Annotated in this window: 25 protein-coding genes and 1 riboswitch; of the genes, 17 read left to right on the top strand and 8 right to left on the bottom strand. The window is 71.4% G+C overall.

Going from position 1 to position 24,821, the window contains the following annotated elements; genetic code table 11:
• Positions 1-84: 84 nt before the first annotated feature.
• From J2126_RS04270 to J2126_RS04220, 11 genes are all read left to right on the top strand, one after another.
• Positions 85-1,392, top strand: coding sequence for a putative bifunctional diguanylate cyclase/phosphodiesterase (locus J2126_RS04270; RefSeq protein ID WP_209484277.1), 1,308 nt, complete (start codon positions 85-87; stop codon positions 1,390-1,392).
• A 98-nt stretch (positions 1,393-1,490) separates the two neighbouring features.
• Positions 1,491-2,783 carry a histidinol dehydrogenase gene (hisD, locus tag J2126_RS04265; protein WP_209484275.1) on the top strand — a complete coding sequence of 431 codons (1,293 nt, stop codon included), beginning with the start codon at positions 1,491-1,493 and terminating at the stop codon, positions 2,781-2,783.
• A 13-nt stretch (positions 2,784-2,796) separates the two neighbouring features.
• Positions 2,797-3,294: a UPF0262 family protein gene (locus J2126_RS04260; protein ID WP_209484273.1), complete on the top strand. Its 498-nt coding sequence runs from the start codon at positions 2,797-2,799 to the stop codon at positions 3,292-3,294.
• A gap of 6 nt (positions 3,295-3,300) precedes the next feature.
• Positions 3,301-3,762 carry a low molecular weight phosphatase family protein gene (locus J2126_RS04255; RefSeq protein ID WP_209484272.1) on the top strand — a complete coding sequence of 154 codons (462 nt, stop codon included), beginning with the start codon at positions 3,301-3,303 and terminating at the stop codon, positions 3,760-3,762.
• 126 nt (positions 3,763-3,888) lie between these two features.
• Positions 3,889-4,089: riboswitch (cobalamin riboswitch) on the top strand.
• Between the two features lie 71 nt (positions 4,090-4,160).
• A complete protein-coding gene (locus tag J2126_RS04250; protein ID WP_348634225.1) occupies positions 4,161-4,631 on the top strand; it encodes a DUF1636 family protein in 471 nt (156 codons plus the stop codon).
• The gene (gene cobW / locus J2126_RS04245) at positions 4,628-5,662 is read left to right on the top strand and encodes a cobalamin biosynthesis protein CobW (protein ID WP_209484269.1); all 1,035 of its coding nucleotides are present in this window, start codon (positions 4,628-4,630) and stop codon (positions 5,660-5,662) included. Before J2126_RS04250 ends, cobW begins: the two co-directional genes overlap by 4 nt.
• A 3-nt stretch (positions 5,663-5,665) precedes the next feature.
• The gene (gene cobN, locus J2126_RS04240; protein ID WP_209484267.1) at positions 5,666-9,001 is read left to right on the top strand and encodes a cobaltochelatase subunit CobN; all 3,336 of its coding nucleotides are present in this window, start codon (positions 5,666-5,668) and stop codon (positions 8,999-9,001) included.
• Positions 8,998-10,299 (top strand): precorrin-3B synthase, encoded by a 1,302-nt coding sequence (gene cobG, locus J2126_RS04235; protein ID WP_209484265.1) that lies wholly within the window; start codon positions 8,998-9,000, stop codon positions 10,297-10,299. The genes cobN and cobG overlap by 4 nt, the downstream gene beginning before the upstream one ends.
• Positions 10,296-10,931, top strand: coding sequence for a precorrin-8X methylmutase (locus J2126_RS04230; RefSeq protein WP_209484263.1), 636 nt, complete (start codon positions 10,296-10,298; stop codon positions 10,929-10,931). The genes cobG and J2126_RS04230 overlap by 4 nt, the downstream gene beginning before the upstream one ends.
• On the top strand, positions 10,928-11,653 hold the full coding sequence (locus tag J2126_RS04225) for a precorrin-2 C(20)-methyltransferase (protein WP_209484261.1): 726 nt from the start codon (positions 10,928-10,930) through the stop codon (positions 11,651-11,653). The genes J2126_RS04230 and J2126_RS04225 overlap by 4 nt, the downstream gene beginning before the upstream one ends.
• A 14-nt stretch (positions 11,654-11,667) precedes the next feature.
• The gene (locus J2126_RS04220; protein WP_209489827.1) at positions 11,668-12,426 is read left to right on the top strand and encodes a precorrin-3B C(17)-methyltransferase; all 759 of its coding nucleotides are present in this window, start codon (positions 11,668-11,670) and stop codon (positions 12,424-12,426) included.
• Here J2126_RS04220 and J2126_RS04215 read toward each other — a convergent pair.
• On the bottom strand, positions 12,396-13,169 hold the full coding sequence (locus J2126_RS04215; RefSeq protein WP_209484259.1) for a cobalt-precorrin-6A reductase: 774 nt from the start codon (positions 13,167-13,169) through the stop codon (positions 12,396-12,398). The two genes, J2126_RS04220 and J2126_RS04215, sit on opposite strands and share 31 nt — an antisense overlap.
• Between J2126_RS04215 and cbiE the strand changes: the two genes are divergently transcribed.
• The 3 genes from cbiE to cobM are packed head-to-tail and all read left to right on the top strand — an operon-like array spanning position 13,168 to position 15,574.
• On the top strand, positions 13,168-14,433 hold the full coding sequence (gene cbiE / locus J2126_RS04210) for a precorrin-6y C5,15-methyltransferase (decarboxylating) subunit CbiE (RefSeq protein ID WP_245327198.1): 1,266 nt from the start codon (positions 13,168-13,170) through the stop codon (positions 14,431-14,433). The genes J2126_RS04215 and cbiE overlap by 2 nt on opposite strands.
• Positions 14,430-14,816: a cobalamin biosynthesis protein gene (locus J2126_RS04205; RefSeq protein ID WP_209484255.1), complete on the top strand. Its 387-nt coding sequence runs from the start codon at positions 14,430-14,432 to the stop codon at positions 14,814-14,816. Before cbiE ends, J2126_RS04205 begins: the two co-directional genes overlap by 4 nt.
• Positions 14,813-15,574 (top strand): precorrin-4 C(11)-methyltransferase, encoded by a 762-nt coding sequence (gene cobM / locus J2126_RS04200; protein WP_209484253.1) that lies wholly within the window; start codon positions 14,813-14,815, stop codon positions 15,572-15,574. The genes J2126_RS04205 and cobM overlap by 4 nt, the downstream gene beginning before the upstream one ends.
• Positions 15,575-15,582: 8 nt before the next feature.
• Here cobM and J2126_RS04195 read toward each other — a convergent pair whose 3' ends face one another.
• Positions 15,583-16,704, bottom strand: coding sequence for a cobalt-precorrin-5B (C(1))-methyltransferase (locus J2126_RS04195; RefSeq protein ID WP_209484251.1), 1,122 nt, complete (start codon positions 16,702-16,704; stop codon positions 15,583-15,585).
• Between the two features lie 47 nt (positions 16,705-16,751).
• On the opposite strand from J2126_RS04195, the gene J2126_RS04190 reads away from it, so the two are divergent.
• A complete protein-coding gene (locus J2126_RS04190; RefSeq protein WP_209484249.1) occupies positions 16,752-18,086 on the top strand; it encodes a cobyrinate a,c-diamide synthase in 1,335 nt (444 codons plus the stop codon).
• 3 nt (positions 18,087-18,089) lie between these two features.
• Here J2126_RS04190 and J2126_RS04185 read toward each other — a convergent pair whose 3' ends face one another.
• Positions 18,090-18,716, bottom strand: a complete 627-nt coding sequence (locus J2126_RS04185) for a LysE family translocator (RefSeq protein WP_209489825.1) — start codon at positions 18,714-18,716, stop codon at positions 18,090-18,092.
• Positions 18,717-18,813: 97 nt separating this feature from the next.
• Complete coding sequence (locus tag J2126_RS04180; RefSeq protein ID WP_209484247.1) at positions 18,814-19,020, bottom strand: hypothetical protein; 207 nt, start codon at positions 19,018-19,020, stop codon at positions 18,814-18,816.
• 200 nt (positions 19,021-19,220) lie between these two features.
• On the opposite strand from J2126_RS04180, the gene J2126_RS04175 reads away from it, so the two are divergent.
• The gene (locus tag J2126_RS04175) at positions 19,221-19,442 is read left to right on the top strand and encodes a hypothetical protein (RefSeq protein WP_209484245.1); all 222 of its coding nucleotides are present in this window, start codon (positions 19,221-19,223) and stop codon (positions 19,440-19,442) included.
• Positions 19,443-19,563: 121 nt separating this feature from the next.
• Positions 19,564-21,042: an NAD-dependent succinate-semialdehyde dehydrogenase gene (locus J2126_RS04170; RefSeq protein ID WP_432445302.1), complete on the top strand. Its 1,479-nt coding sequence runs from the start codon at positions 19,564-19,566 to the stop codon at positions 21,040-21,042.
• 149 nt (positions 21,043-21,191) lie between these two features.
• On the opposite strand, the gene J2126_RS04165 is transcribed toward J2126_RS04170, so the two are convergent.
• The 4 genes from J2126_RS04165 to J2126_RS04150 form a co-directional block, all read right to left on the bottom strand.
• A complete protein-coding gene (locus J2126_RS04165) occupies positions 21,192-21,644 on the bottom strand; it encodes a carboxymuconolactone decarboxylase family protein (RefSeq protein ID WP_209484243.1) in 453 nt (150 codons plus the stop codon).
• 20 nt (positions 21,645-21,664) lie between these two features.
• The gene (locus J2126_RS04160; protein WP_209484241.1) at positions 21,665-22,426 is read right to left on the bottom strand and encodes an ABC transporter permease; all 762 of its coding nucleotides are present in this window, start codon (positions 22,424-22,426) and stop codon (positions 21,665-21,667) included.
• Positions 22,423-23,379: an ABC transporter ATP-binding protein gene (locus tag J2126_RS04155; RefSeq protein WP_209484239.1), complete on the bottom strand. Its 957-nt coding sequence runs from the start codon at positions 23,377-23,379 to the stop codon at positions 22,423-22,425. Before J2126_RS04155 ends, J2126_RS04160 begins: the two co-directional genes overlap by 4 nt.
• Positions 23,380-23,463: 84 nt before the next feature.
• Positions 23,464-24,546, bottom strand: coding sequence for a Tim44 domain-containing protein (locus J2126_RS04150; protein ID WP_209484237.1), 1,083 nt, complete (start codon positions 24,544-24,546; stop codon positions 23,464-23,466).
• Between the last annotated feature and the right edge of the window lie 275 nt (positions 24,547-24,821).

Below are 24,821 nucleotides of genomic sequence, written 5' to 3'. Positions count from 1 at the left end.
GATGAAGTATTCGCCGGATGGGCTGTCGCGACACTCGCTCTCATCACGATCCTGATCGTCCGCGAACGCCGGCTGCGCAGGCTCGTGGTCCGGCAGCGGGCGACGCAGAAGGAGGCGGACGATGCCTCCGCATTCGACAGTCTCACCGGCATCGCCAACCGCATGCAGTTCGAGCAGGAATTCAGCCGGGAGCTGAAGGCGGCCTGGGGCAAGGGCACGCGTCTCGCGCTCCTTGTGGTGGACGTGGACATGATGCGCGGGGTGAACGAGCAGCACGGACACGTCGCCGGTGACGATCTCCTGCGCCAGGTGGCGGCGCGCCTCGTTTCCACCCCGCGTCGCGATGGCATGGTCGCCCGGCTGGGAAGCGCCGAGTTCGCCATCCTGTTCCCGATGGGGGCTGATGAGACCGATGCGCTCTTTCGAATGGCGAGCCGTCTGCTGTCGCGCCTGCGCGAGCCGTTCGATTGCCATGGCGCCGAGGTTGAGATCACCGCCAGCATCGGCATCAGCAAATACCCCCGCGACGGGTCGTCGCCGTCCGTGCTCCTGCAATCCGCCGAAAAGGCCCTTCGCCAGGCCAAGGCCGCGGGCAAGGACCGCTATGCGCTCTATGATTCCGACCTCGACGCCCGCGGACGGGCGCGACGCGAAATCGAGGCCGAGCTCAGGGCCGGCCTGGAATCCGGCGAGATCGTCGCTCAGTACCAGCCGGTGGTCAGGCTCGCGACGGGCGAGACGGCGGGATTCGAGGCGCTGGCGCGCTGGCGGCATCCCGAGCGTGGCCTCCTTGGTCCGGTGGACTTCATCCCCATCGCGGAGGATGAGGGCCTGATCGATGCGCTGTTCACCGCCATGCTGCGCCGGGTGGGGAATGACCTCGCCACCTGGCCGACACAGCTGCCGGTGGCCGTGAACCTCTCCCCGGTCCAACTGGCGGATCCACGCCTTCCGTTTCGCACCCTTGCGCTCTTCGCGCAGATGAACATTCCGCCCCACCAGATCGAGCTGGAAATCACCGAGACTGGCCTTCTGGCCGATTTCGAAACCGCGCGCAGCACCCTTGCGGCCTTCAAGCAGGCCGGAGTGCGCATCTCCCTCGACGATTTCGGCACCGGCTTTTCCAGCCTGCGCCATCTCAACGAGCTGCCCATCGACAAGATCAAGATCGACCGATCCTTCACGCGGCGCATCGCCACAGAGGCGCAGAGCAGCAAGATCATCACCTCCATGCTCAGCCTCGGCCGGGCGCTGGATCTGACCACCGTGGCGGAGGGTGTCGAGACCCGCGACGAGGCCGACTTTCTCCTGAGCCAGGGCTGCGAGCTCGCGCAGGGCTACCTGTTCGCCCGGCCGCTCTGGCCCCAGGAGGCCTTCCGCGCCGCCCGTTGACCCTCCGCACCGCGCCCGGTTGCGCGGCGAGGGCCGATGCACGGCGGCTGCACCGCTTGGGGCTTCCCTCGCGCGCGAACCTGCTCTAGCAAGGCGGCATGCCGATCCGCCTCACTCTTTCCCAGCCCGACTTTCCCGAGCGCTTCATCGACTTCCTCGGCTCCAAGCGCGAGGCGTCCGTGGACGTGCAGGACAAGGTGTCCGCCATCATCGCCGATGTCCGCGCCCGCGGCGACCGGGCGCTGGTGGACCTGTCGCGCACCTTCGACCGGGTGGACCTCGACGCCCTCGGCATCAAGGTGAGCGACGCCGAGCTGGACGCGGCCCTCGCCTCCATCCCCGAAGAGACCCGCGCGGCGCTGGACTTCGCCAAGGCCCGCATCGAGGCGCACCACGCCCGCCAGAAGCCGACGGACGAGACCTATGTGGACGCCGCCGGCGTCACCCTCGGCCATCGCTGGACCAGCGTGGATGCCGTGGGCCTCTACGTGCCCGGCGGTACCGCCGCCTATCCGTCATCCGTGCTGATGAATGCGGTGCCGGCGCAGGTGGCTGGCGTGCCGCGCATCGTCATGGTGGTGCCGGCGCCGGACGGCGTGATCGCGCCGCTGGTGCTCGCGGCCGCCCGGCTCGCCGGGGTGCACGAGGTCTATCGCGTGGGCGGGGCGCAGGCGGTGGCGGCGCTCGCCTACGGGACGGAGACCATCCGCCCGGTGGACAAGATCGTCGGCCCCGGCAACGCCTTCGTGGCGGCGGCCAAGCGGCAGGTGTTCGGCAAGGTCGGCATCGACATGGTGGCCGGCCCCTCCGAGGTGCTGATCCTCGCCGACGGCGACGCGAGCGCGGATTTCATCGCCGCCGACCTCCTTGCCCAGGCGGAGCATGACACCGCCGCCCAGTCCATCCTCATCACCAATTCGCCGGAGCTGGCGGACCGGGTGGAACAGGCGGTGGAGGGCATGCTCGCCACCCTGCCGCGCGCCGCGATCGCCTCCGCCTCCTGGCGCGACCATGGCGCCATCTTCCTGGTGGACAGCCTCGCCGACGCCATCCCGCTGGTGGACCGCATCGCGCCGGAGCATCTGGAGATCCACGCGGTGGACGCCGACGCGCTGGCCGCCAGGGTGCGGCACGCCGGCGCCATCTTCATCGGCGCCTGGACCCCGGAGGCCATCGGCGACTATGTGGGCGGCACCAACCACGTGCTCCCCACCGCCCGCTCGGCCCGCTTTTCCTCCGGGCTCGGCGTGCTGGACTTCATGAAGCGAACGTCCATCCTCAAGCTCGATGCCGACGCGCTGGAAAAGCTCGGCCCGGCCGCCGTGCGCCTCGCCGCCGTGGAGCGGTTGGACGCGCACGGGCGGTCCGTCTCCATCCGCAGCAACAGATGACGGGGGAATAGCGATGAGCGACAAGCCGGAGAGGAGCCCCACGGCCCGCCTCTGCGCCGTGACCCTCGACGACGCCTCCATCGGCCACGCCGGCAGCCCGGACATCGAGCACGAGCGCGCGACCGCCATCTGGGACCTCATCGAGGACAACAGCTTCATGCCCTGCGGCGATCCGGGGGAGGGGCCTTACCGCCTCGTCATCTCGCTCGCCGACAACCGCCTCGTGCTGGACGTCAAGCGCGAGAGCGGCGATCAGGTGGTGCAGCACCACCTCTCTCTCACCCCCTTCCGCAAGGTGGTGAAGGACTATTTCCTGGTCTGCGAGAGCTATTACAACGCCATCCGCACCGCCTCGCCGAGCCAGATCGAGGCCATCGACATGGGCCGGCGGGGCCTGCACAACGAGGGATCTACGCTGTTGCAGGAGCGCCTGGACGGCAAGGTGGTGGTGGATTTCGACACCGCCCGCCGCCTGTTCACGCTCATCTGCGCCCTGCACTGGAAAGGCTGAGCGACGATGGAGCCCCCTGCGGCGCCCCAGCGCTCAGCGCGGCCGCAATCGGTTCTCTTCATGTGCGGACAGAACGTGGTGCGCTCGGTGATGGCGTCCGCGCTCGCCCGGCATCTGTTCGGCAAATCCGTCTATGTGGGCTCGGCCGGGGTGATCGCCGGCGATGCCGATCCCTTCGTCACAGCGGTGATGGAGGAGATCGGCCTCGATGTGAAGAAGCACCGGCCGCAGAGCGTCGAGGATCTGGAGGAGTATGAGGGGCTGAATTTCGACCTCGCCATCTCCCTCTCCCCCGACGCCCACCACCGCGCGCTGGAGCTGACCCGCACCAACGCCCTCAAGGTGGAATACTGGCCCACCCCCGACCCCACCGGCGAAGGCGGCAACCGCGAGCAGCGCCTCGACGCCTACCGGCAGGTGCGCGACGAGCTGGAACGGCGAATCCGGGCGCGGTTCCGGCAGATCTAGAGGCGCGGAACCCGGCCGATGAACCGCCGCGTGCCCGGTGCACGGCTGCCGCTCCGGCTGCGCCGTTGCTGTCCGACGTGCGAACGTGGTTCCCGTCCCTCATTTGACAATCCCGCCCGCCCTGCCTTTAGTGGCGGCGTCGAAGGTCCCGTGTTCCCACACGGGCGAAAAAGGGAATGCGGTGCGGAGGTGAATACCCTCCAATGCCGCGGCTGCCCCCGCAACTGTCGGCGGTGAGCCCCTGCCAGACGCCACTGGATTCATCCGGGAAGGCGGCAGGGGCGGTGATCCGCGAGCCAGGAGACCTGCCTTCGACGAGGTCCGCGCCGGGCGGGGTGCTCCGGTTCTGCGTCCCTTCGAGCCCGCACGCGTGGGCGCTCGCACCCGTGGACCGGCCGGTGGAGCGCAGCGCGATTCCCGACAGCACGTCACCCGAGCCGGGCGCTGAAAGCCTGGAATCCGGCTGCGCGCCTGAAGCCGCGCGCGATACCGCTCCCGCCGTCACCCTCCTCATCTGCACGACCTGCCGCGCCCCCGGCAACGACGCCCCGCCCGACGCCGAGCGCGACGGCGCGCGCCTCCTCGCCTCCGCCTGTGCGGCCACCGTCTCCGACGGCGTCGCGGTCGTGGGCGTCTCTTGCCTCGCCAATTGCAAGCGCGCGCTGTCCGCCGCCATGGTCCGCCGCGACGGCTGGACCTATGTGTTCGGCGACCTTTCCCCCGACAGCGCCGCCGACCTTCTCGCCGGCGCCGCGCTTCTCGCCGGCTCGCAGGACGGCCTGATGCCATGGCGCGGCCGGCCGGACGCGCTCAAGCGCGGCATGGTCGCGCGCATTCCCCCGCTTTCCCTTCCCAAGGAGACCCGATGACCTCGCTCGCCCGCGTGCCCTGCACCATCGTCACCGGCTTCCTCGGCGCCGGGAAGACGACGCTGATCCGCCATGTGCTCGAGAATGCCGGCGGCAAGCGCCTCGCGGTCATCGTCAACGAGTTCGGCGACGTGGGCATCGACGGCGAAATCCTGAAGGGCTGCGGCATCGAGAGCTGCGACGAGACCAGCATCGTGGAACTCGCCAACGGCTGCCTGTGCTGCACCGTGGCGGATGATTTCGTGCCGGCGCTGGACCAGATCCTCGCCCGCGCGCCGAGAGTGGACCACATCCTCATCGAGACCTCCGGCCTCGCGCTGCCCAAGCCCCTGGTCCAGGCCTTCCAGTGGCCGGCCATCAAGGGCCGGGTGACGGTGGATGGCGTGATCGCCGTGGTGGATGGCCCGGCGCTGGCCGAAGGCCGCGTCGCGCCCGATCTCGCCGCGCTCGATGCGCAAAGGGCCGGGGATGAGAGCCTCGACCATGACGACCCGGTGGAAGAGGTGTTCGAGGACCAGATCGCCTGCGCCGATCTCGTCGTGCTCTCCAAGTCCGACCTCTTGGACGCGGCCGGTTTCGCCGCCGCCGAGAAGGCCGTGGCCGGCGCCCTGCCGCGCGCGGTGAAGCTGGTGCGCGCTTCCGGTGGCAAGGTGGATCTGGCGGTGCTGCTCGGCCTCGGCGTCGGCGCGGAGGATGTTATCGATGCCCGCCGCACCCACCACGACGACGAGGAAGACCACGATCACGACGAGTTCGAGAGCATCGTGCTGGCGCTGCCCGAAATCGCCGATCCCGCCGCTTTGGCCGCCCGCGTGGTGAAGGCGGCGGAGACGCCGGACGTGCTGCGTGTGAAGGGCTTCGCCGCCGTGGAAGGCAAGCCGCTGCGCCTGCTGGTGCAGGGCGTCGGCCCGCGCGTGTCGCACCATTTCGATCGCGCATGGAATGCGGGCGAGGCACGGCGCGGGGCGCTGGTGGTGATCGGCCTCAAGGGCTTCGATCGCGCGGCCGTGGAACAGGCCATCCTCGGCTAGGCCATGCACATCCTCGCCACCACATCGACGAGCCTGGAGGAGTTGGCCGAGCCGGTCGACCTCGCCCAGCCGCCCGGCGACATGGTGGCCCTCTCCTTCACCGACAGCGATCTCATCGGCCTGTCCGCCGCCTGGCGGGCGCGCGGCGCTGCGGTTCCGAGCCTGCGCCTCGCGCGGCTGAAGGATCTGCGCCACCCCATGTCCGTGGATTTGTGGGTTCAGAAGGTCGCGGCCAAGGCGAAGGTGGTGCTGGTGCGCCAGCTCGGCGGGCTGGACTGGTGGCGCTATGGCGCCGAGCAATTGGCCGCCATGGCCCGCGCGCGCGGCATCGCCCTCGCGCTCCTGCCGGGGGAGGACCAGGACGATCCGCGCCTCGCCGCGCTCTCCACGCTGCCGCAGGACACGCTCGCCCTTTGGCTTGGTTATTTCCGCGCCGGCGGGCCGGACAATATGGCGGCCCTGCTCGCCGCCATGGGTGAGGCGGCGGGCTTCGCCGCGCCCGGCCCCATCCCCGCGCCGCGCCCGGTTCCGGGCACCGCCTTCCATCGCCCCGGCGCGGGTCTCGCGACGCTGGAGGACGTGCGCGGAGCCCGCGAAGGGCGGCCGAACGCGCTCATCCTCTTCTATCGGTCGCAATGGCTCGCCGCCGACACCGCCGCCGTGGATGCGCTGGCGGAGGCGCTGGAGGCGCGGGGCATCGCGGCGCACTGCCTGTTCGTGCCCAGCCTGAAGGCGCCGGAGGCCCGCGCCGCCGTGCGGGAAGCTTGCGCGGCGCTCGATCCGGCGGTCATCCTCACCACCACCGCCTTCGCGGCAGGAGACGCGGCTGAGCTGTTCCCGGAAGGTGGCCCCCCGGTGCTTCAGGCCGCGCCCGCGACCACGGCGCGGGAGGCGTGGGCGGGGAGCCCGCGCGGCTTCTCGGCGGCGGACCTCGCCATGCACGTGGTGCTGCCGGAGCTGGACGGGCGTGTGCTGGCCGGCGCCCTCTCCTTCAAGGATTTCGCCCCGCCCGACGCCGACCTCGCCTTCACCGCCGCCATCAACCGGCCGGAGCCGCAGGCGGTGGCCCATGTGGCGGACCGCGCGGCGGCGCTGGTCCGCCTCGCCGCCACGCCGCACGCAGAGCGGCGCCTCGCGCTGATCCTGCCGGATTATCCCGGCGCCGAGGGCCGCTCGGGCTATGCGGTGGGCCTCGACGTGCCCGAGAGCGCGCGGCGGATGCTTGGGACACTCGCGGCGGCTGGATATGGCGCGGGCCCCGTGCCCGACGATGCAAAGGCGCTCCTCGCCGCCATCCGGCCGGAACCGGCACTGGCGCTGGACGACTATCGCCGCCTGTTCGCCGTTTTGCCCGAGCCCGTGCAGGCCGCCGTGACCGCCGCCTGGGGCGCGCCTGAGGACGATGCAGACGTTGCCGGCGGTGCCTTCCGCTTTCGCCTCGCCCGCTCTGGAAACATCACGCTCGCCTTCGCCCCCGATCGCGGCGCGAGCCTCGACCGGCGGGCGGATTATCACGACGCGAGCCTGCCGCCGCGCCACGGGCTCCTCGCCTTCGGCCTGTGGCTGCGCGCGGGGCTCGATGCCCATGCGGTGGTCCATCTCGGCGCCCATGGCACGCTGGAGTGGCTGCCGGGCAAGGCGGTGGCGCTCACGCCGGCCTGTTTCCCGCAGGTGGTGATGGGCGCGCTGCCGGTGGTCTATCCCTTCATCGTCTCCAATCCCGGCGAGGCGGCACAGGCCAAGCGCCGGCTCGCCGCCGTCACCATCGGCCATCTGCCGCCGCCCCTCACGAGTGCGGGCCTCAGCGAGGCCGAGCAGCGGCTGGAGCGGCTGGTGGACGAATATGCGCAGGCGGACGGCCTCGACCGCCGCCGCCGCGAACGTCTGGCCACGCTCATCGTCGAGACCGCCGCCGAGACCGGCCTTGCCGCCACCGCTGGCGTTTCCGCCGCCACCGATCCCGACGAGGCGCTGCGCCGCATCGATGCCTGGCTGTGTGACCTGAAGGATCTGGCGGTGAAGGACGGCCTCCACATCTTCGGCGCCATGGCCGAGGGCGAGGCCGACCCGCTGCGCGCCGCCTCGGCGGGCGCGGAAACCTGCGCGCTGCTCACGGCCCTCGACGGCCGCTTCGTGCCGGCCGGCCCGGCCGGCGCCCCGGCGCGGGGGCGGCGGGATGTGCTGCCCACCGGGCGCAATCTCTTCACCGCCGATCCGCGCACGCTGCCCACCCCCACCGCCTGCGACCTCGCCCGCAAGGCGGCGGACGAGGCGCTGCGCCTCATCCTGCAAGAGCAGGGCGACTGGCCCCGCGCGCTGGTGCTGGACCTGTGGGGCAGCGCCAGCCTGCGCACGGGGGGCGAGGAGATCGCCCAGGGGCTCGCCTTCCTCGGTTGCCGGCCGGTGTGGGAGGCGGCGACCGGCCGCGTGACGGGCGTGGAGGTGCTGCCGCCCGCCGTGCTCGGCCGCCCGCGCATCGACGTGACCTTCCGCATCTCCGGCCTGTTCCGCGACATCTTCCCCACCCAGATCGCTTTGCTCGATGCCGCCGTCCGCGCGGTGGCCGCGCGCGACGAGGAGGAGAGCGAAAACCCCCTCGCCGCGGCCCGGCGCAAGGGCGAGGACCTCGCCCGCCTGTTCGGCTCCGCCCCCGGCGCCTATGGCGCGGGCATCGAGGCGCAATTGCAGCGCGGCGCGTTCGAGACGCGGGAGGAATTGGGCGCCGCCTATCTCGCCGCCGCCTCCCATGCCTATGGCGGGGCGGATGGAACGGCGCGCCCGGCGCCCGGCCTGTTCGCGGCGCGCCTCGCGGAGGCGGATGCGCTCGTGCATGGCGCGGACGATGCGGCCCGCGACCTGCTCGACGGCAGCGAGGACGCTGCCTTCATGGGCGGCTTCGCGGCGGCGGGTGCGGCGCTCGGGCGCTCGGCCCATCTGGTCGTGCTCGACACCACGGACCCCGACCGTCCCCGCGCCCGGCCGCTGAAGGAGGCGCTGACGCGGCTGGTGCACGGGCGCGTCTCAGTCCGTTTCATCGCCGGCCAGATGCGCCATGGCCCGCGCGGCGCGGCGGAACTGGCGGAGACGGTGGACCGCCTCGTCGCCTTCGCCGAGACGACGGAGCAGGTGCCCTCAGCGCTGCTGGATCGGCTGCATTCCGCCTATGTGATGGACCCGGCAGTGCGGGCTTTCCTCCTCGCGCAGAACCCCGATGCCGCCCGCGCCATCGCCCGCCGCTTCGCCGATGCCCGCCGCCGCGGCCTGTGGCATGCCCGGCGCAACGATCTCGACGCCGATCTCGAAGCGCTCCGCGACGCGGGCCGGGAGGCTGCGGAATGACGCCCATCCCACCTACCCGCCGCGGCGCCTGCCCTGCCTTTCTCGCGCCCATGGAGACTGGCGACGGCCTCATCCTGCGGCTCGTGCCTGCCGATGGCCGGCTCGCCCCGGCGCAATTGCGCGGGCTGGCGGACGCCGCCCGCCGCTTCGGCAATGGCATGATGGAGGTGACGGCGCGCGGCAGCCTTCAGGTGCGTGGGCTCGCACCGGAGACGGTCGGACCCTTGCAGGTGGCAGTGGCCGCCCTCGGCATCACCCCGCGCATCGGGCTGGCGGTGGATGTCTCGCCATTGGGGGGGCTCGACCCCAGCGAGGTGTCGGATGGCCATCCGCTGGCCGCCGCCATCCTCGCCGGGGCGGAGCATTTGGCGGGGCAACTGGGGCCGAAGGTGTCCGTGGTGGTGGAGGGGGGCGGCGCCGTCAGCCTCGCGGGCCAGAAGGCCGATGTGCGGCTGGTGGCCACCGGGCCGGGGCAATGGGCACTCACCATCGGCAATGGACCGGCCCGCGTGCTCCCCGAGGCGGAAGCGGCGGCCGAGGCGCTGGCCGCGCTCTCCGCCATCGCCGCCTTGGGCCGCGCCGCGCGCGCCACTGATCTGCCCGGCTGCGACGGCCGGGCGCGCCTTGCCGAGGTCGCGCCGCCGCTGGGGCTCATGCCTCTTGCGGACGGGACGCTGGCGTTCGGCTTCGGCCTGCCGTTCGGGGCCGGCGATGCCGGGCAGTTCGCGGCCATCGCCGATGCGGCGGAAGCGGCCGGCGTGCGGGATCTTCGCCCCGCGCCCGAACGCACGCTCATCGCCACCGGGCTGTCGGAAGGCGCCGCCGACACCTTCGCCGCGCGCCTCGCCGCGCTCGGCTGCGTCACCGCCCCGGGCGATCCGCGTGCCTCCATCGCCGCCTGCGCCGGGGCGCCGGCCTGCGCCTCCGCGCATGTCTCCGCCCGCGCGCTGGGCCCGGTTCTGGCGGAGGCCTTCGCGCCGCTGCTGGATGGAACGGTTTCCCTGCACCTCTCGGCCTGCACCAAGGGCTGCGCCCATCCGGCGCCCGCCACCCTCGCCTTCGTGGGCATGGACGGCGGCGTCGCGCTGGTGCATGACGGCCCGGCCTCCGGCGCGGCGCGCCCGGTGCGGCCTGAGGCAGACTTTCCCGCCGCCGTCGCATCCCTCGCCGCGACGCTGGCGGCCCGGCGCGCGCCGGGCGAAACCACCCGCGCGCTCCTCGCCCGCCTCGATCCGGTGGGCCTGTGGGCGGGCGCGGCGACGAAAAGAAATGATGACGTGACGAGCCGCGCAGAATGACCCTTCCCCTTGATTACGTGCGCGACGGCACGGCCATCTACGAACGCTCCTTCGCCATCATCCGCGCGGAAGCCGACCTCTCCCGCTTCGCGCCGGAGGAGGAGGACGTGGCGGTGCGCATGATCCACGCCTGCGGCCTCGTGGAGGCGGCGCGGGACTTCGTGTTCGGCCCCGGCTCAGTTGCCGCCGCGCGCGCCGCGCTTCAAGCCGGCGCGCCGATCCTGTGCGACGCGCAGATGGTGGCCCACGGTATCACCCGCGCGCGCCTGCCCGCCGGCAATGAGGTGATCTGCACCCTGCGCGATCCGGCGGTGCCGGCGCTGGCGGAAAAGCTGGGCACCACCCGCTCCGCCGCCGCGCTGGAATTGTGGGGCGATCGCCTCGCCGGCGCGGTGGTGGCCATCGGCAATGCGCCGACCGCGCTCTTTCACCTGCTGGAAATGCTGGATCGCGGCGCGCCCAAGCCGGCGGCCATCCTCGGCATGCCGGTGGGCTTCGTGGGCGCGGCGGAATCGAAGGATGCGCTGGCGGACGATCCGCGCGGCGTGCCCTTCGCCATCGTGCGCGGGCGGCTCGGCGGCAGCGCCATCACCTCCGCCGCTGTCAACGCGCTTGCGAGGGCCGGGCTGTGAAGGGGCATCTCATCGGCGTGGGCGTCGGCCCGGGCGATCCCGACCTTCTCACCCTCAAGGCGGTGAAGGCGCTGCAAAGCGCGGACGTGGTGGGCTATTTCGCCAAGGCCGGCAACGTGAGCCACGCGCGCACGGTGGCCGCCGCCCACTTCCCGCCGGGTGCGGTGGAGCTGCCGCTGCTCTATCCCGTCACCACCGAGATCCACCGGCATGACGACGCCTACCGCACGGCCATCGGCGCCTTCTACGACGCCTCCGCGGCCGCGGTGGCCGAGCATCTCATGGCCGGGCGCACGGTGGCGGTGCTGAGCGAGGGCGACCCGCTCTTCTACGGCTCCTACATGCACATCCATGTGCGCCTCGCGGGGCGGTTCCAGACGCAGGTGATCCCCGGCGTCACCGGCATGTCCGGCTGCTGGTCGGAGGCCGGCGCGCCCATCGCACAGGGCGACGACGTGCTGATGGTGCTGCCCGGCACGCTGGACGAAGACGAGCTGGCGCGGCGCCTCGCGGAGGCGGACGCGGCGGTCATCATGAAGGTGGGGCGCAACCTGCCGAAGATCCGCCGCGCGCTCGCCGCCGCCGGCCGGCTCGACCGCGCGGTCTATGTGGAGCGCGGCACCATGGCCGATTGCGCGCTCATTCCGCTCGCCGAACGGGCGGAGGGGCCGGCGCCCTATTTCGCCATCGTGCTGGTGCCCGGCTGGGAGCGCGCGGCGTGAACGGGCGGCTGACGGTGGCGGGTCGTCTTACGGTGGTCGGCCTCGGCCCGGGTTCGGCGCGGCAGATGACGCCGGAGGCGGCCGAGGCGGTGGCGGCGGCGGATGTCCTCTTCGGCTATATGCCCTATCTCGCCCGCCTGCCGGAGCGGCCGGGGCAGGAGCGGCGCGCCTCGGACAATCGCGAGGAGATCGCCCGTGCGTCCGCAGCCCTTGAGGCGGCCGTGGCCGGGGCGAAGGTGGCGATGGTCTCGGGCGGTGATCCCGGCGTGTTCGCCATGGCGGCTGCGGTGTGCGAGGCCATCGAGCATGGCCCGGCGGAATGGCGGGCGCTGGATGTCGAGATCGTGCCCGGCGTCACCGCGATGCTGGCGGTGGCCGCCCGCTGCGGCGCGCCCTTGGGGCACGATTTCTGCGCCATCTCCCTTTCGGACAATCTGAAGCCCTGGCCGCTGGTGGAAAAGCGCCTCGCGCTCGCCGCCGAGGCCGGCTTCGTGATCGCCCTCTATAATCCCATCAGCAAGGCGCGGCCCTGGCAGCTCGGCCGCGCGTTCGAGCTGCTGCGCGAAAAGCTGCCGGGCTCCGTGCCCGTGGTGTTCGGCCGCGCGGCGGGGCGGGACGACGAGCGCATCGCGCTGGCGACGCTGGCGGACGCCGATCCCGCGCGGGCGGATATGGCGACCTGCGTCCTCATCGGCACCGCCGAGACGCGGATCGTGCCGCGCGACGGCAAGTCGCCTCTCGTCTATGCGCCGCGCTCGGCGCCCGCGCCGTGAGCGAGGATGCCGTCGAGCCACGCTTCGGCCTCGGCCGGGCGTTCCACGGCGGTGACGTCCGGCGTCGGGGGGCGGGCGATCAGGAGCACCTCGATGGCGAGCGCCCGCGCCGCCGCCATCTTGCCATAGGTGGCGCTGCCGCCGCTGTTCTTGGCGACGATGGTGTCGATGCCATGGGCCTTGAGCAAAGCATGATCCTCTGCCTCGCCGAACGGCCCGCGCCCGAGCACATAATCCGCCTGCGGCACGGCGAGCGGCGGCGCGACGGGATCGACGCTGCGGACGAGATAGGTGTGCTGGGGCGCCGCCTCGAAGGCGCGCACCTCATTGCGGCCGAGGGCGAGGAAGACGCGGCGGGGTTGCTCCCCCAGCGCCGCCACGGCGGCCGGCACGTCCGCCACTTCGCGCCAGCGGTCGCCCGGCTGGGGCTGCCACGGCGCGCGGCGCAGCGCGAGGAGCGGCACGCTCGCCGCCGCGCAGGCCAGCGCCGCGTTGAAGGACATGCGCGCCGCATAGGGATGCGTCGCATCGATGACGGCGGCGATGCCTTCCGCCTTGAGATAGTCTTCCAGCCCGGCCGGCCCGCCGAAGCCGCCGACGCGCACCGGCACGGGCTGCGGCGCCGGATTTTCCGTGCGGCCGGCGAGCGAGAGCGTGACGCGGATGTCCGTTCGCGGCGCAAGCCGGGTCGCGAGCGCGCGGGCATCGCCGGTGCCGCCGAGGAGAAGGATGTGGGGTTTCATGGCTGAGGCAGGGGTTTCCATCGCCGCCGACACTGCCCCGGCTGGGCGCTGGCTGTCCATCGTCGGCATTGGCGAGGATGGGGCTGAAGGACTCTCTCCCGCCGCCCGCGCCGCCATTGCTGCCGCCGAGATCGTATTCGGCGGGGCGCGGCATCTGGCGCTGGCCGGCGACCTGGTGACGGGTGAGGGGCGGGTGTGGCCGAGCCCCTTTAGCCTGGACGGCGTGCTGGTCGCGCGCGGGCGCAGCGTATGCGTGCTGGCCTCGGGCGATCCGTTTCTCTACGGCGTCGGCGCGAGCCTTGCCCGCCATGTGCCGGCGGCGGAGATGGCCGCCTTTCCCGCCCCCTCCGCCTTCGCGCTGGCTGCTGCGCGGCTGGGCTGGGCGCAGCAGGAGGTGGACATGGTCTCCCTCCATGGCCGCCCGCTGGCGCGGCTGCGGCCCTTCCTGCAGGACGGCGCGCGGCTGCTGCTGCTGACCTCGGACGGCGACGGCCCGGCGCAGGTGGCGGCCTTCGCCACCGCCCACGGCTGCGGCGCCGCGCGCCTCACGGTGCTGGAGGCGCTGGGCGGCCCGGCGGAGCGCATCCGCAGCGCCACGGCCGAAGCGTTCGATCTGAAAGACGTGGCCGCCCTCAATTTGGTGGCGCTGGAGGTGCGGGCGGCCCCCGACGCCCCCATCCTGCCGCTGGCAGCCGGCCTCGCGGACGATCTGTTCGAGCATGACGGGCAGATCACCAAGCGCGAGGTGCGCGCGCTCACGCTCTCCTCCCTCGCGCCGCGACGGGGCGAATTGCTGTGGGACATCGGCGCGGGGGCGGGCTCCATCGCCATCGAATGGCTGCTGGCGCATCCCTCGCTTTCCGCCATCGCCATCGAGGGGCATGGGGAACGCGCCGCCCGCATCGGCCGCAATGCCCATAAGCTCGGCGTGCCGCACCTCAAGATCGTCGAGGGTGCGGCACCGGGCGCCCTTGCCGGATTGCCCACGCCGGATGTGATCTTCATCGGCGGCGGCGCCAGCGAGCCCGGCGTGTTCGATACGGCTCTGGCAGCGCTGAAGCCGGGCGGGCGGATGGTGGCCAATGCGGTGACGCTGGAGACCGAGGCGCTCCTGATCGCCTCCCATGCCCGCCTCGGCGGCACGCTCACGCGCATTTCGCTGGCGCGGTCGGTGGCGGTGAAGGGCATGACCGGCTGGCGGCCGGCCATGCCGGTGACGCAATGGCGCTGGGTGAAGCCCGGTGCGATGGGAGAGGGCGCATGATCGTCGCCGGGATCGGCTCGAAGCGGGGCGTGTCGGTGGAGGAGGTGATCGCCGCCTTCGACGCTGCCCTCGCGCGCGCCGAACTGGAGAGGGACGACGTGTCCCTCGTCGCCACCCCGGCGATCAAAGGCGGGGAGGCGGGCATCAGCGAGGCGGCGGCGCTGCTCGGCCTGCCTTTGGTGCTGGTGCCGCAGAGCCAGCTCGAGGCCGCGTCCAGCCGGGCCAAGACCCATTCCGAGCGGGTGGTTGCGCTGCTGCGCGTGCCTTCGGCCGCCGAGACGGCAGCGCTGGCGGCGGCGGGGGCGCACGGCCGCCTCATCGGTCCGCGCCTCGCGCTCGGCCCCGTCACCTGCGCGCTGGCGCGGCGGGAGGGCGTGGTGTGACCGTCCATTTCATTGGCGCCGGCCCCGGCGCGGCAGACCTCATCACCGTGCGCGGACGCGATCTCATCGCCCGCTGCCCGGTGTGCCTCTATGCCGGCTCCATCGTGCCGGCGGAGATGCTGGGCTGGTGCCCGCCGGGCGCGCGTATCGTCGATACGGCGCCGCTGGACCTTGACCGGATCGAAGCGGAATACGTCCGCGCCTTCGAGGCCGGGGAGGACGTGGCGCGTCTCCATTCGGGCGACCTCTCGGTCTACAGCGCGGTGGCCGAGCAGATGCGGCGCCTCGAGCGGCGGGGCATTCCCTATACGCTCACACCCGGCGTGCCGGCCTTCGCGGCGGCGGCGTCCGTGCTCGGGCGGGAATTGACCGTGCCGGAAGTGGCGCAGAGCCTCGTCATCACCCGCGTCTCCGGCCGCGCCTCGGCCATGCCGGAGGCGGAAAAGCTGGCGGCCTTCGCCCAGACGGGGGCGACGCTCGCCATCCATCTCGCCATCCATGCGCTGGATCAGGTGGTGGCGGAACTGGTGCCCGTGCTGGGCGCCGACTGCCCGGTGGCGGTGGTGGCGCGCGCGACGTGGCCGAACGAACGGGTGGTGCGCGGCACGCTCGGCGATATCGCCGGGAAGCTCGCCGCAGATCCCATCCCGCGCACGGCGCTGATTCTCGTGGGGCGGGCGCTCGCGGCCGAGGATTTCCGCGAGAGCGCGCTGTACGACACGGCCTATGTCCGCCGCTTCCGCGGGGGCGGGGAATGAAGCGCGGTTCAGCGCTTCGCGGCAGACAGCGGCGCGCGGCCCATGAGGGTGCCGTCGCGGTCGAACACGGTGATTTCCAGCAGCACATCCGCCCGGTCGAGGGCGCGGGCGGCGGTGGCCCAGGCGGCGCGCGCGACGCAATCGCCCAGCGGGAAACCGGCCGCGTTGGCGATCTGGAAGGCTTCCGCCACCATGTTCGCCCCGGCGATGCGGGCGCAGAGATCGGCCTCCGCGCCCGCTTCGGCGGCGAGGCGGGCGAGGGCGGGAAGATCGGCGCTGCCGCGCTTGGAGTGCAGATCGAGGAAGCCCTGCGCGAGCTTGGTCATCTTGGCGACGCCGCCGGCCACCGTCACCTTGGGCACGGGGTGGGCGTGAAGATATTTCAGCATGCCGCCGACGAAATCGCCCATGTCGATGAGCGCCACCTCGTCGAGGGCGTGCAGCTTCGCCACCGCCGCCTCGGAGGCCGAACCGGTGGCGCCGGCCACGTGATCGAGCCCCATGGCGCGCGCGACGTCGATGCCGCGATGGATGGAGTGGATCCACGCCGCGCAGGAATAGGGCACGACGATGCCCGTCGTCCCCAGCACCGACAGGCCGCCGACGATGCCGAGGCGCGGGTTGAGCGTCTTCAGCGCCAGCGCCGCGCCGTCCTCGATGGAAATCTCCACCTCCGCGTCGGGCGCGACGCCATGGGCGGCGGCCACCTCCGCGATGCCGGCGGCGATCATGCGGCGGGGCACGGGATTGATGGCCGGCTCGCCGGGCGGGATGGGCAGGCCCGGCCGCGTCACGGTGCCGACGCCCGCGCCGGCCTTGAAGGTGATGCCCGCGCCCGCCGCGCCGCGCCGCACGGTGGCGCGGACAAGGGCGCCGTGGGTCACGTCCGGATCATCGCCCGCATCCTTCACAATGCCGGCGGTGGCCATCTCCGCCGCGCGCTCGTGCGTGGCGAGAGCGAAGGCCGGGCGGGCGCCGGAGGGCAGCTCCACCTCGACCGGATCGGGAAAGTCGCCAGTGACCAGCGCCGCGAACGCCGCCTTGGCCGCGCCGGCCGCGCAGGTGCCGGTGGTCCAGCCGCGTTTCAGCGGCCTGTCGGGTGCGTCGTCGGCGGTGTCGCCCGTGCTCATGATGTTGGTGATAGCGGGCCGGACGCGGGCAAGGAAGGGTGCGCGTCATGAGCGATACGCCCCGCGGCCTCCTCGTCGCCGCCCCGCGCTCGGGCTCGGGCAAGACGACGGTGACGCTCGCCCTCCTCGCCGCGCTCAAGCGGCGCGGCACGGCGGTGCGGGCCATCAAGTCCGGGCCGGACTATATCGACCCCGCCTTCCATGCCGCCGCCACGGGCCGGCCGGGGTTGAACCTCGACAGCTGGGCCATGCCCCCGGCGCTGCTGGATTATCTCGCCGCGCTGGCGGGGGAGGGGGCACAGATCGTCATCGGCGAGGGGGCCATGGGCCTGTTCGACGGCGTGGCGGTGGAAAAGGGCCGCACCGGCGCGGGGGCGGATGTGGCGGCCCGGCTGGGCCTGCCGGTGCTGCTGGTGCTGGATGTCTCCGGCCAGTCGCAGACGGCGGCGGCGGTGCTGCGCGGCTTCATCGGGCATGATCCGGCGGTGCGCATCGCCGGGGTTGTGCTGAACAAATTGGGCAGCGAGCGGCACGAGCGGATGATCCGCGAGGCGGTCGCCCCTCTCGGTGTGCCGGTGCTCGGCACGCTGCCGCGCACGGCCGACATCGTGCTGCCGGAGCGCCATCTCGGCCTCGTGCAGGCGGGGGAGACGGACGATCTTCCGGCCCGCCTCGCGGCGCTGGCCGATCTTGCCGAGGCCCATCTGGACCTCGACGGCATCCTCGCCGCCGCCGCGCCATTTCGGGCGGTTGAAGGGGCGGGGCAGGGAAACAACACGGCGCTGCTGCCGCCGCCGGGCCAGCGGATCGCGCTGGCGCAGGATGCCGCCTTCGGCTTCGTCTATGCCCACATGCTCGCGGGCTGGCGCGGGCAGGGGGCGGAGATCGTGCCCTTCTCGCCGCTCGCCGACGCGGCGCCGGATGCGTCCTGCGACGCGCTCTGGCTGCCCGGCGGCTATCCCGAACTGCACGCAGGCCGGCTCGCGGCGGCGGAACGCTTCCGCGCCGGGGTCCATGCCTTCGCCGCGGCGGGAAAGCCGGTGCATGGGGAGTGCGGGGGCTACATGGCGCTGGGCGCCGGCCTCGTGGATGCCAAGGGCGTGCGCCATGCCATGCTCGGCCTCATCGAGCTGGAAACCAGCTTCGCCAAGCGCCGGATGAATCTCGGCTACCGCCAGGCGCGCCTCATCGCACCCTCGCCGCTGGGGCCGGAGGGGGCGTGGGTGCGCGGCCACGAATTCCATTACGCGACCGTGCTCTCGCGCGGGGCCGACCAGCCGCTGGCCGATCTTTCGGATGCCGAAGGCCGCCCCCTCGGGCCGGCGGGCAGCCGCCGGGGCAGCGTCACCGGCAGCTTCTTCCACGCCATCGCGCGGGGGTGAGGATCAGGAATTGCCCGTGCGCACCGCGACCGTGGCGATGCCCGCCCCGATGAGCAGCGAGCCGCCCGCCTTGTTGATGACGCCGATGACGCGGGGGCTGCGCACGGCCCGGCGGGCGCGGGCGGCGGCGAGCGCATAGCCGAGCGCGTTCAGGAAGGCGAGGGTGAGGAAGGTCGCCTGGAACACCAGCAATTGCGGCAGGAAGTCCGCCTTCGGATCGAGAAACTGGGGCAGGAAGGCCACGAAGAAGGTGATGCTCTTGGGGTTCAGCGCCGTCACCAGCCAGGCATGGGCCATCATCTTCACGGGCGCGGAGCGTTCGGTGCGCGGGGCCGCATCCATCGTCCCGCCGGCGCGCCACAGCTTGATGCCGAGATAGACGAGATATGCCGCGCCGGCCCATTTGACCGCAAGGAACAGGCTCGCGGAGGCGGACAGCAGCGCACCCACCCCCAGCATGGAGAGGGTCATGGCCGTGAAATCGCCGAGCGCGACGCCGACCGCCATGGGCAGAGCCGTCCGCCATCCCTGCCCGAGGGCGTAGGACACCACCAAGAGCACGGTGGGGCCGGGGATGACGAGGAGAACGGCGGAGGCCGCCGCGAATGCGGCCCAGGTCTGCAGCCCCATTTCAAGGCCCATGAAACCACCCCTCCATCCACGACGTGGACCGAGGATGCTCGCCGTCCTCCGGCGCCGTCAACCGCGCCTCAGGCTTCCTTCGCCATCAGGCATTCTTGCCGGTGATCGTCATGATGCGCTTGGCGATGTAGAGCGCAAACGGAATGGCGACCACCGCGCCGATGCCGGCAGCGATGGGAATAAGGCGCATGTCCTGACCAGACAGCGAGGGGATGGACAGCACGGTCATCACCGCTACGCCCGCAAGGGTAGTGCCGAGAACGATCCAGACGAGAATCGCGATTTTGAGCATGACAAGGCTCCCGCAGGCAGACCTGTTCTAGATACGCCTTTCCCCAACGGCGCCTTTTGATGCCGATCAACAGGAGATGGCTGCCCGATGTCGCATGTGTTCTACGCATGACCATAGGCGCCCCTTCGGCGTTATAGTTGCTGCAGACGCGCCGGCCCGCCGGGCCGCAAGCGCGCCCGGCTTCCCGCGGGAGGGACGCGATGCAGTGCCAGAACAAGGAAGACGATTTCCGCCAGGCCGTCCTCGACATCGTCGGCCACAAGGAAGGCCAGGCCATCATCATCCAGGTGGTGGGCGGCAACACCATCACCGGCTTTGCGCCCCTGAGCATCGGCAAGGACTATCTGCGCTGCCAGGTGGCGGCGGGGGCCGGGCAGAAGGAGCAGATCGTGCCCTTCCACTCCATCACCTGCGTGCGTTGATACCGACCCACTGGTCCGGGCCGGGCTGATCGTATATCCCACGGACGCCGCCGCGCCCGGCACGAGCGCGCGCCCTCCGGCAGCCCACGGCTGGAGGAAGCAAGATCCAAGGAGCACGTCCATGGCCGCCACCCAGCCCGCCTTCACGTCCGAGGCCCACCGCTTCACCCTGCTGCGCGACAAGATGCTCATCGGCGGCGCCTGGGTGGATGCCGACGGCGGCGAGACCATCGCGGTCAACAATCCGGCCACGGGCGAGATCATCGGCACCATCCCCAAGGCCGGTGCCGCCGAGACGCGTCGCGCCATCGAGGCTGCCGCCGCCGCCTTCAAGACCTGGCGCGCCACCACCGCCGCCGAGCGCGCGGGCAAGCTGCACAAGCTCGCCGACCTCATCACCCAGAATGCCGACGAGCTGGCCCTCATCCTCACCACCGAGCAGGGCAAGCCGCTGGCCGAGGCCAAGGGCGAGATCGGCGCTTCCGCCGCCTATGTGCGCTGGTTCGCCGAGGAGGCGCGCCGCCTCTATGGCGACGTGATCCCCTCGCCGTGGCCCAACCGCCGCATCCTCGTGACCAAGGAGCCGGTGGGCGTGTGCGCGGCGGTGACGCCGTGGAACTTTCCCTCCTCCATGCTCTCGCGCAAGATCGGCGCGGCGCTGGCGGCCGGCTGCACCGTGGTGTGCAAGCCCTCGGAGCTGACCCCCTATTCCGGCCTCGCCTGGGGCGTGCTGGCGGAGATGGCCGGCATTCCGGCCGGCGTCGTCAACATCGTGGTGGGCGATGCCCCGGCCATCGGCGGGGAGATGACCTCAAACCCGGCGGTCAAGAAGGTGACGTTCACCGGCTCGACCCCCGTCGGCAAGCTGCTGATGAAGCAGTCCGCCGACACCATGAAGAAAGTGTCGCTGGAGCTGGGCGGCAACGCGCCCTTCCTCGTCTTCGACGATGCCGACCTCGACCTCGCCGTGGAGCAGGCCATCGCCTCCAAGTATCGCAACGTGGGCCAGACCTGCGTCTGCGCCAACCGCTTCTATGTGCAGGCGGGCATCTATGACGCCTTCGCCGCCAAGTTCGCCGAGGCCTCCAAGACGCTGAAGGTGGGCAATGGCGTGGACGCGGGCGTGGTCGCCGGTCCCCTCATCGACACGCGGGCGCTGGCCAAGGTGGAGCGGCTGCTGAAGGACGCGCTCGACAAGGGCGCCACCGTGCTCACCGGCGGCAAGCAGCCGGCGCTGGGCGGCACCTTCTTCGAGCCCACCGTGCTCGCCAACGCCACGCAGGACATGGCCTTCGCCCGCGACGAGATCTTCGGCCCGCTGGCGCCGCTGTTCAAGTTCGAGACGGAGGAGGAGGCCGTCTCCTACGCCAACGACACCGAATACGGCCTCGCCTGTTACTTCTTCACCAAGGACCTCGGCCGCGCCTTCCGCGTCTCCGAGCAGCTGCAGTACGGGCAGGTGGGCGTGAATGCCGGCGTCATCACCACCGAGGTGGCGCCCTTCGGCGGCGTCAAGGAGAGCGGCGTCGGCCGCGAGGGCTCCAAGTACGGCTGCGACGACTATCTGAACATCAAGTACGTCTGCATGGGCGGGATGTGAGGCGGTAGAGCCGGAAGCTAGAAACCGTCATCCCCCGGCTTGTCCGGGGGATCCACGGTGCGGCCGGGTCGGTGTCGGTGCTCCAACGCACCTCGTTCGGCGGGGTGGATGCCCCGGACAAGCCGGGGCATGACGACCCTTAAGAGCCCTCACGCCTCGAAATTGAAGGCGATGCCGATCCGGTTCCAGGCGTTGATGGTGGCGATGGCGACGGTGAGGAACAGCGCCTCGTCCGCCGAGAATTCCTCCAGCACCGCCTCCCAGGCGTCCTGTGAGGCCGCGCCGGTGCCGAGCAGCGTCAGCTCCTCGGTCCAGGCCAGCGCCGCCTTTTCCCGTTCGGAGAAGGCGGAGGCCTCTTCCCAGGCCGCCAGCAGGTCCAGCTTCTCCTGTGCGACGCCGGCCTTGCGGGCGACGCCGAGATGGAACTTCAGGCAGAAGGCGCAGCCATTGAGCTGCGAGGCGCGCACCTTCACCAGCTCGGTCAGGCCCTTGTCGAGGCCGGTGGCGTCCACGCCCTTGGTGAGGGCGGCAAGGCCGGCATAGATATCCGGCGCACGCTCGGTGAACGCCTTGTAGGTGGGGCGGGAAAAGTCTTCGGACATGATGGGCCTTTCGGGGCGGTTCAGCTCTTCAGCCGGTAGCCGGTGCGGAACATCCAGCGCACGATGAGGAGGCAGGCGATGAGGAAGGCCAGCGTCATCGCCGCGCTAACCTCCACCCGCACGTCCGAGGTGCCGAAGAAGCTCCAGCGGAAGCCGGCGACGAGATAGACGACCGGGTTGAACAGGGTGATGGTGCGCCACACCGGCGGCAGCATATCCAGCGAATAGAAGGTGCCGCCCAGGAAGGTGAGGGGCGTGATCACCAGCATGGGGATGAGCTGCAATCGCTCGAACCCGTCCGCCCAGATGCCGATGATGAAGCCGAACAGCGAGAAGGTGACGGCGGTGAGCACCAGGAAGGTGAGCATCCAGAAGGGATGCCGCACTTCCATGGGCACGAACAAAGCGGCCGTGGCGAGGATGATGAGGCCGAGCAGCACCGATTTCGTCGCCGCCGCCCCCACATAGCCGGCGACGATCTCGAATGGCGAGACCGGCGCCGAGAGCAGCTCGTAGATGGTGCCGGTGAAGCGCGGGAAGTAGATGGCGAAGGCCGCGTTGCTGATGGATTGGGTCAGCAGCGTCAGCATCATCAGGCCGGGCACGATGAAGGCGCCGTAGGGCACGCCCCCCACCTCCGACATGCGCGAGCCGATGGCCGAGCCGAACACGACGAAATAGAGCGAGGTGGACAGCACGGGCGAGACGATGCTCTGGCCGATGGTGCGGCGCGTGCGGTTCATCTCGTAGGTGTAAATGGCGCGGATGGCTTGGAAATTCACGAGCGCCTCACCAGGCTGACGAAGATGTCCTCGAGCGAGCTTTGCTCCGTATGCAGGTCGCGGAAGGCGATGCCCTCGGCGGCCAGCGCCTCCAGGAGGTCGGCGATGCCGTGGTCGCGACCCTCGGTCCCCTCGACGGTCGCCGCATAGCTGTAGGTCAGGCAGGCGCCGCCGTCGGAGAGGGTGAGGTCGAACGGGGCGAGGCGCGCCGGGATGGTGGCCAGCGGCGCGTTGAGCTCCACGGAGAGCTTCTTCTTGCCCAGCGTCTTCATCAGCGCGGCCTTCTCCTCCACGAGGATCAGCTCGCCCCGGCTGATGACGCCCACCCTGTCGGCCATCTCCTCGGCCTCTTCCAGATAATGGGTGGTTAGGATGATGGTGACGCCGGAATCGCGCAGCTCGCGCACCAGGCGCCACATGTCGCGGCGCAGCTCCACGTCCACGCCCGCGGAAGGCTCATCCAGGAACAGCACCTCCGGTTCGTGGGCCAGCGCCTTGGCGATGAGCACGCGCCGCTTCATGCCGCCCGAGAGCGTCATGATGCGCGAATCGCGCTTCTCCCAGAGGGAGAGGCTGCGGATGACCTTCTCCACATAGGCGGGATCGGGCTTCTTGCCGAACAGGCCGCGGGAGAAGCTCACCGTGGCGAACACGCTCTCGAAGGCTTCGGCGGTCAGCTCCTGCGGAACGAGGCCGATGCGCGAGCGGGTCTCGCGATATTGGGAGACGATGTCGAAGCCGGACACCGTGACAGTGCCCGCCGTGGGCTTCACGAGGCCGCAGATGATGGAGATGAGCGTGGTCTTGCCCGCCCCGTTGGGACCGAGAAGGGCGAAGATCTCGCCCCGCCGGATGTCCAGCGAGACATTGTTCAGGGCCGTGTGGCCGGTGGCGTAGGTCTTGCTCAGCCCTGAGACGCTGATGACGTCTGAGGCGGTGATGGCGTTCGGCATGCGCGCCTTATAACGCGTTCCGCCCGGGGGTGGACCCGGGCGGATGGAAATTCTGAATTCGTCGGGAGGACGGAACCGCGCCCCTCAGGTTTCCTGAATGGCGCTGAGCAGCCACGGCCCGGTGCCGAAGGGGCCGCGCTCGCGCACGAAGGTCCACAGCTCCGTGGTCTCGCCCACGCCGGTGTTGCCGGAGACGACGCGGCCGGTGGCGCGGTCCACCATCTGGTCCTTGATTGCGTAGCGGATGGCCACGGTGGCGTAGTCGCGCGAGCCCTCGCGCCAGGCTTCGGCCACGTCGCCCTGCAGCAGCTGCACATCGGAGACCTGGTTGCGCAGGCCCTTCTCCGCATTGTCGCGCAGCTCGTCGGCGAGGAAGCCGAACATCTCCGGCGTGGTGTTGGCCTTCAGCTCGCCCTGGTCCTCGCGGGAGAAGGCGGTCTGGACGGTGGCGAGCAGGCGCTCGAACGTGTCGAGGTCGGCGGGCAGGATGCCAATCTCGTCGGTCTTGCCGCCCCGGGCCGGGGATGCGGGCGAGGGCTGGGGCGGCACCGGGCCGCCGGCCATTCCGCCACCCAATCCTCCACCCAACCCGAGGCCGGACAGGGGGCCGCCGGACATCGGGCGGCCGGACATCGGACCCCCCGACATGGACCCGTTGTTCGCCGGGCCGCCATTGGGGCCGCCGGGAACCGGGCCGCCCATCATGGAGCGGCCATAGCCGGCGGCGGCGGGGGTGGTGCTGCGGCCGCGCAGCAGGCGCATCACCAGATAGATGACGCCACCGACGAGGGCCACCTGCAGCAGCAGCCCCAGAATACCGGCCATGCCGCCGAGGCCGCCGCCGAACAGCATGCCCACGAGGCCGCCGATGAGCAGGCCGCGCATCAGCGCGCCGCCGAAGCCGTTGCCGAACATGGAGGGGCGCGCCGCCGCCTGCGCGCCGGCACCGGGATTGGCGGCCTGCGGGCCGGGCTGCGGCGTGGTGGAGCGCTGGATGGGCGCCGCCGTGCTGGGCGCGGTCTGGGTGGGGGCCGGCGTCGTATAGGTGCGGGTGCCCCGGCTGCCGAAGGAGCCGCCCTGGCGCGCGTCAGCCTGATCGGCGACGACGAGGCTCAGCGCCATCGCCACGGCCACTGCCGCAATCCCCGAAACCTTGCGCGAACCCATGCTGGACCCCTTGCTCGACCCCTTGCTCGACCCTTGGCCAAATCTGGACATCTGTTCCCTCGATCCTCCGCGCGGCGACTGCCGCACCGCTGCGTTTTCCGAAGGTCATATGGGGGTGTGCCCTGCGATTTGCGAGGGGCAGGCGCTTGATAATTTCCCTAACGTCATGTCCTGCGGAGGAACCTGAGACGTGACAGTGCCGGAGGTGCGTTCGCGCATTCCCCGCCGTGTACCGCGCTGCTAAGGTCCGGCGCCCCCGGCCGACCGGAGATCGT

It is taken from the genome of Xanthobacter flavus (assembly GCF_017875275.1).
Lineage (GTDB): Bacteria > Pseudomonadota > Alphaproteobacteria > Rhizobiales > Xanthobacteraceae > Xanthobacter > Xanthobacter flavus_A.
This window is presented reverse-complemented; position numbering and strand designations above follow the sequence as displayed.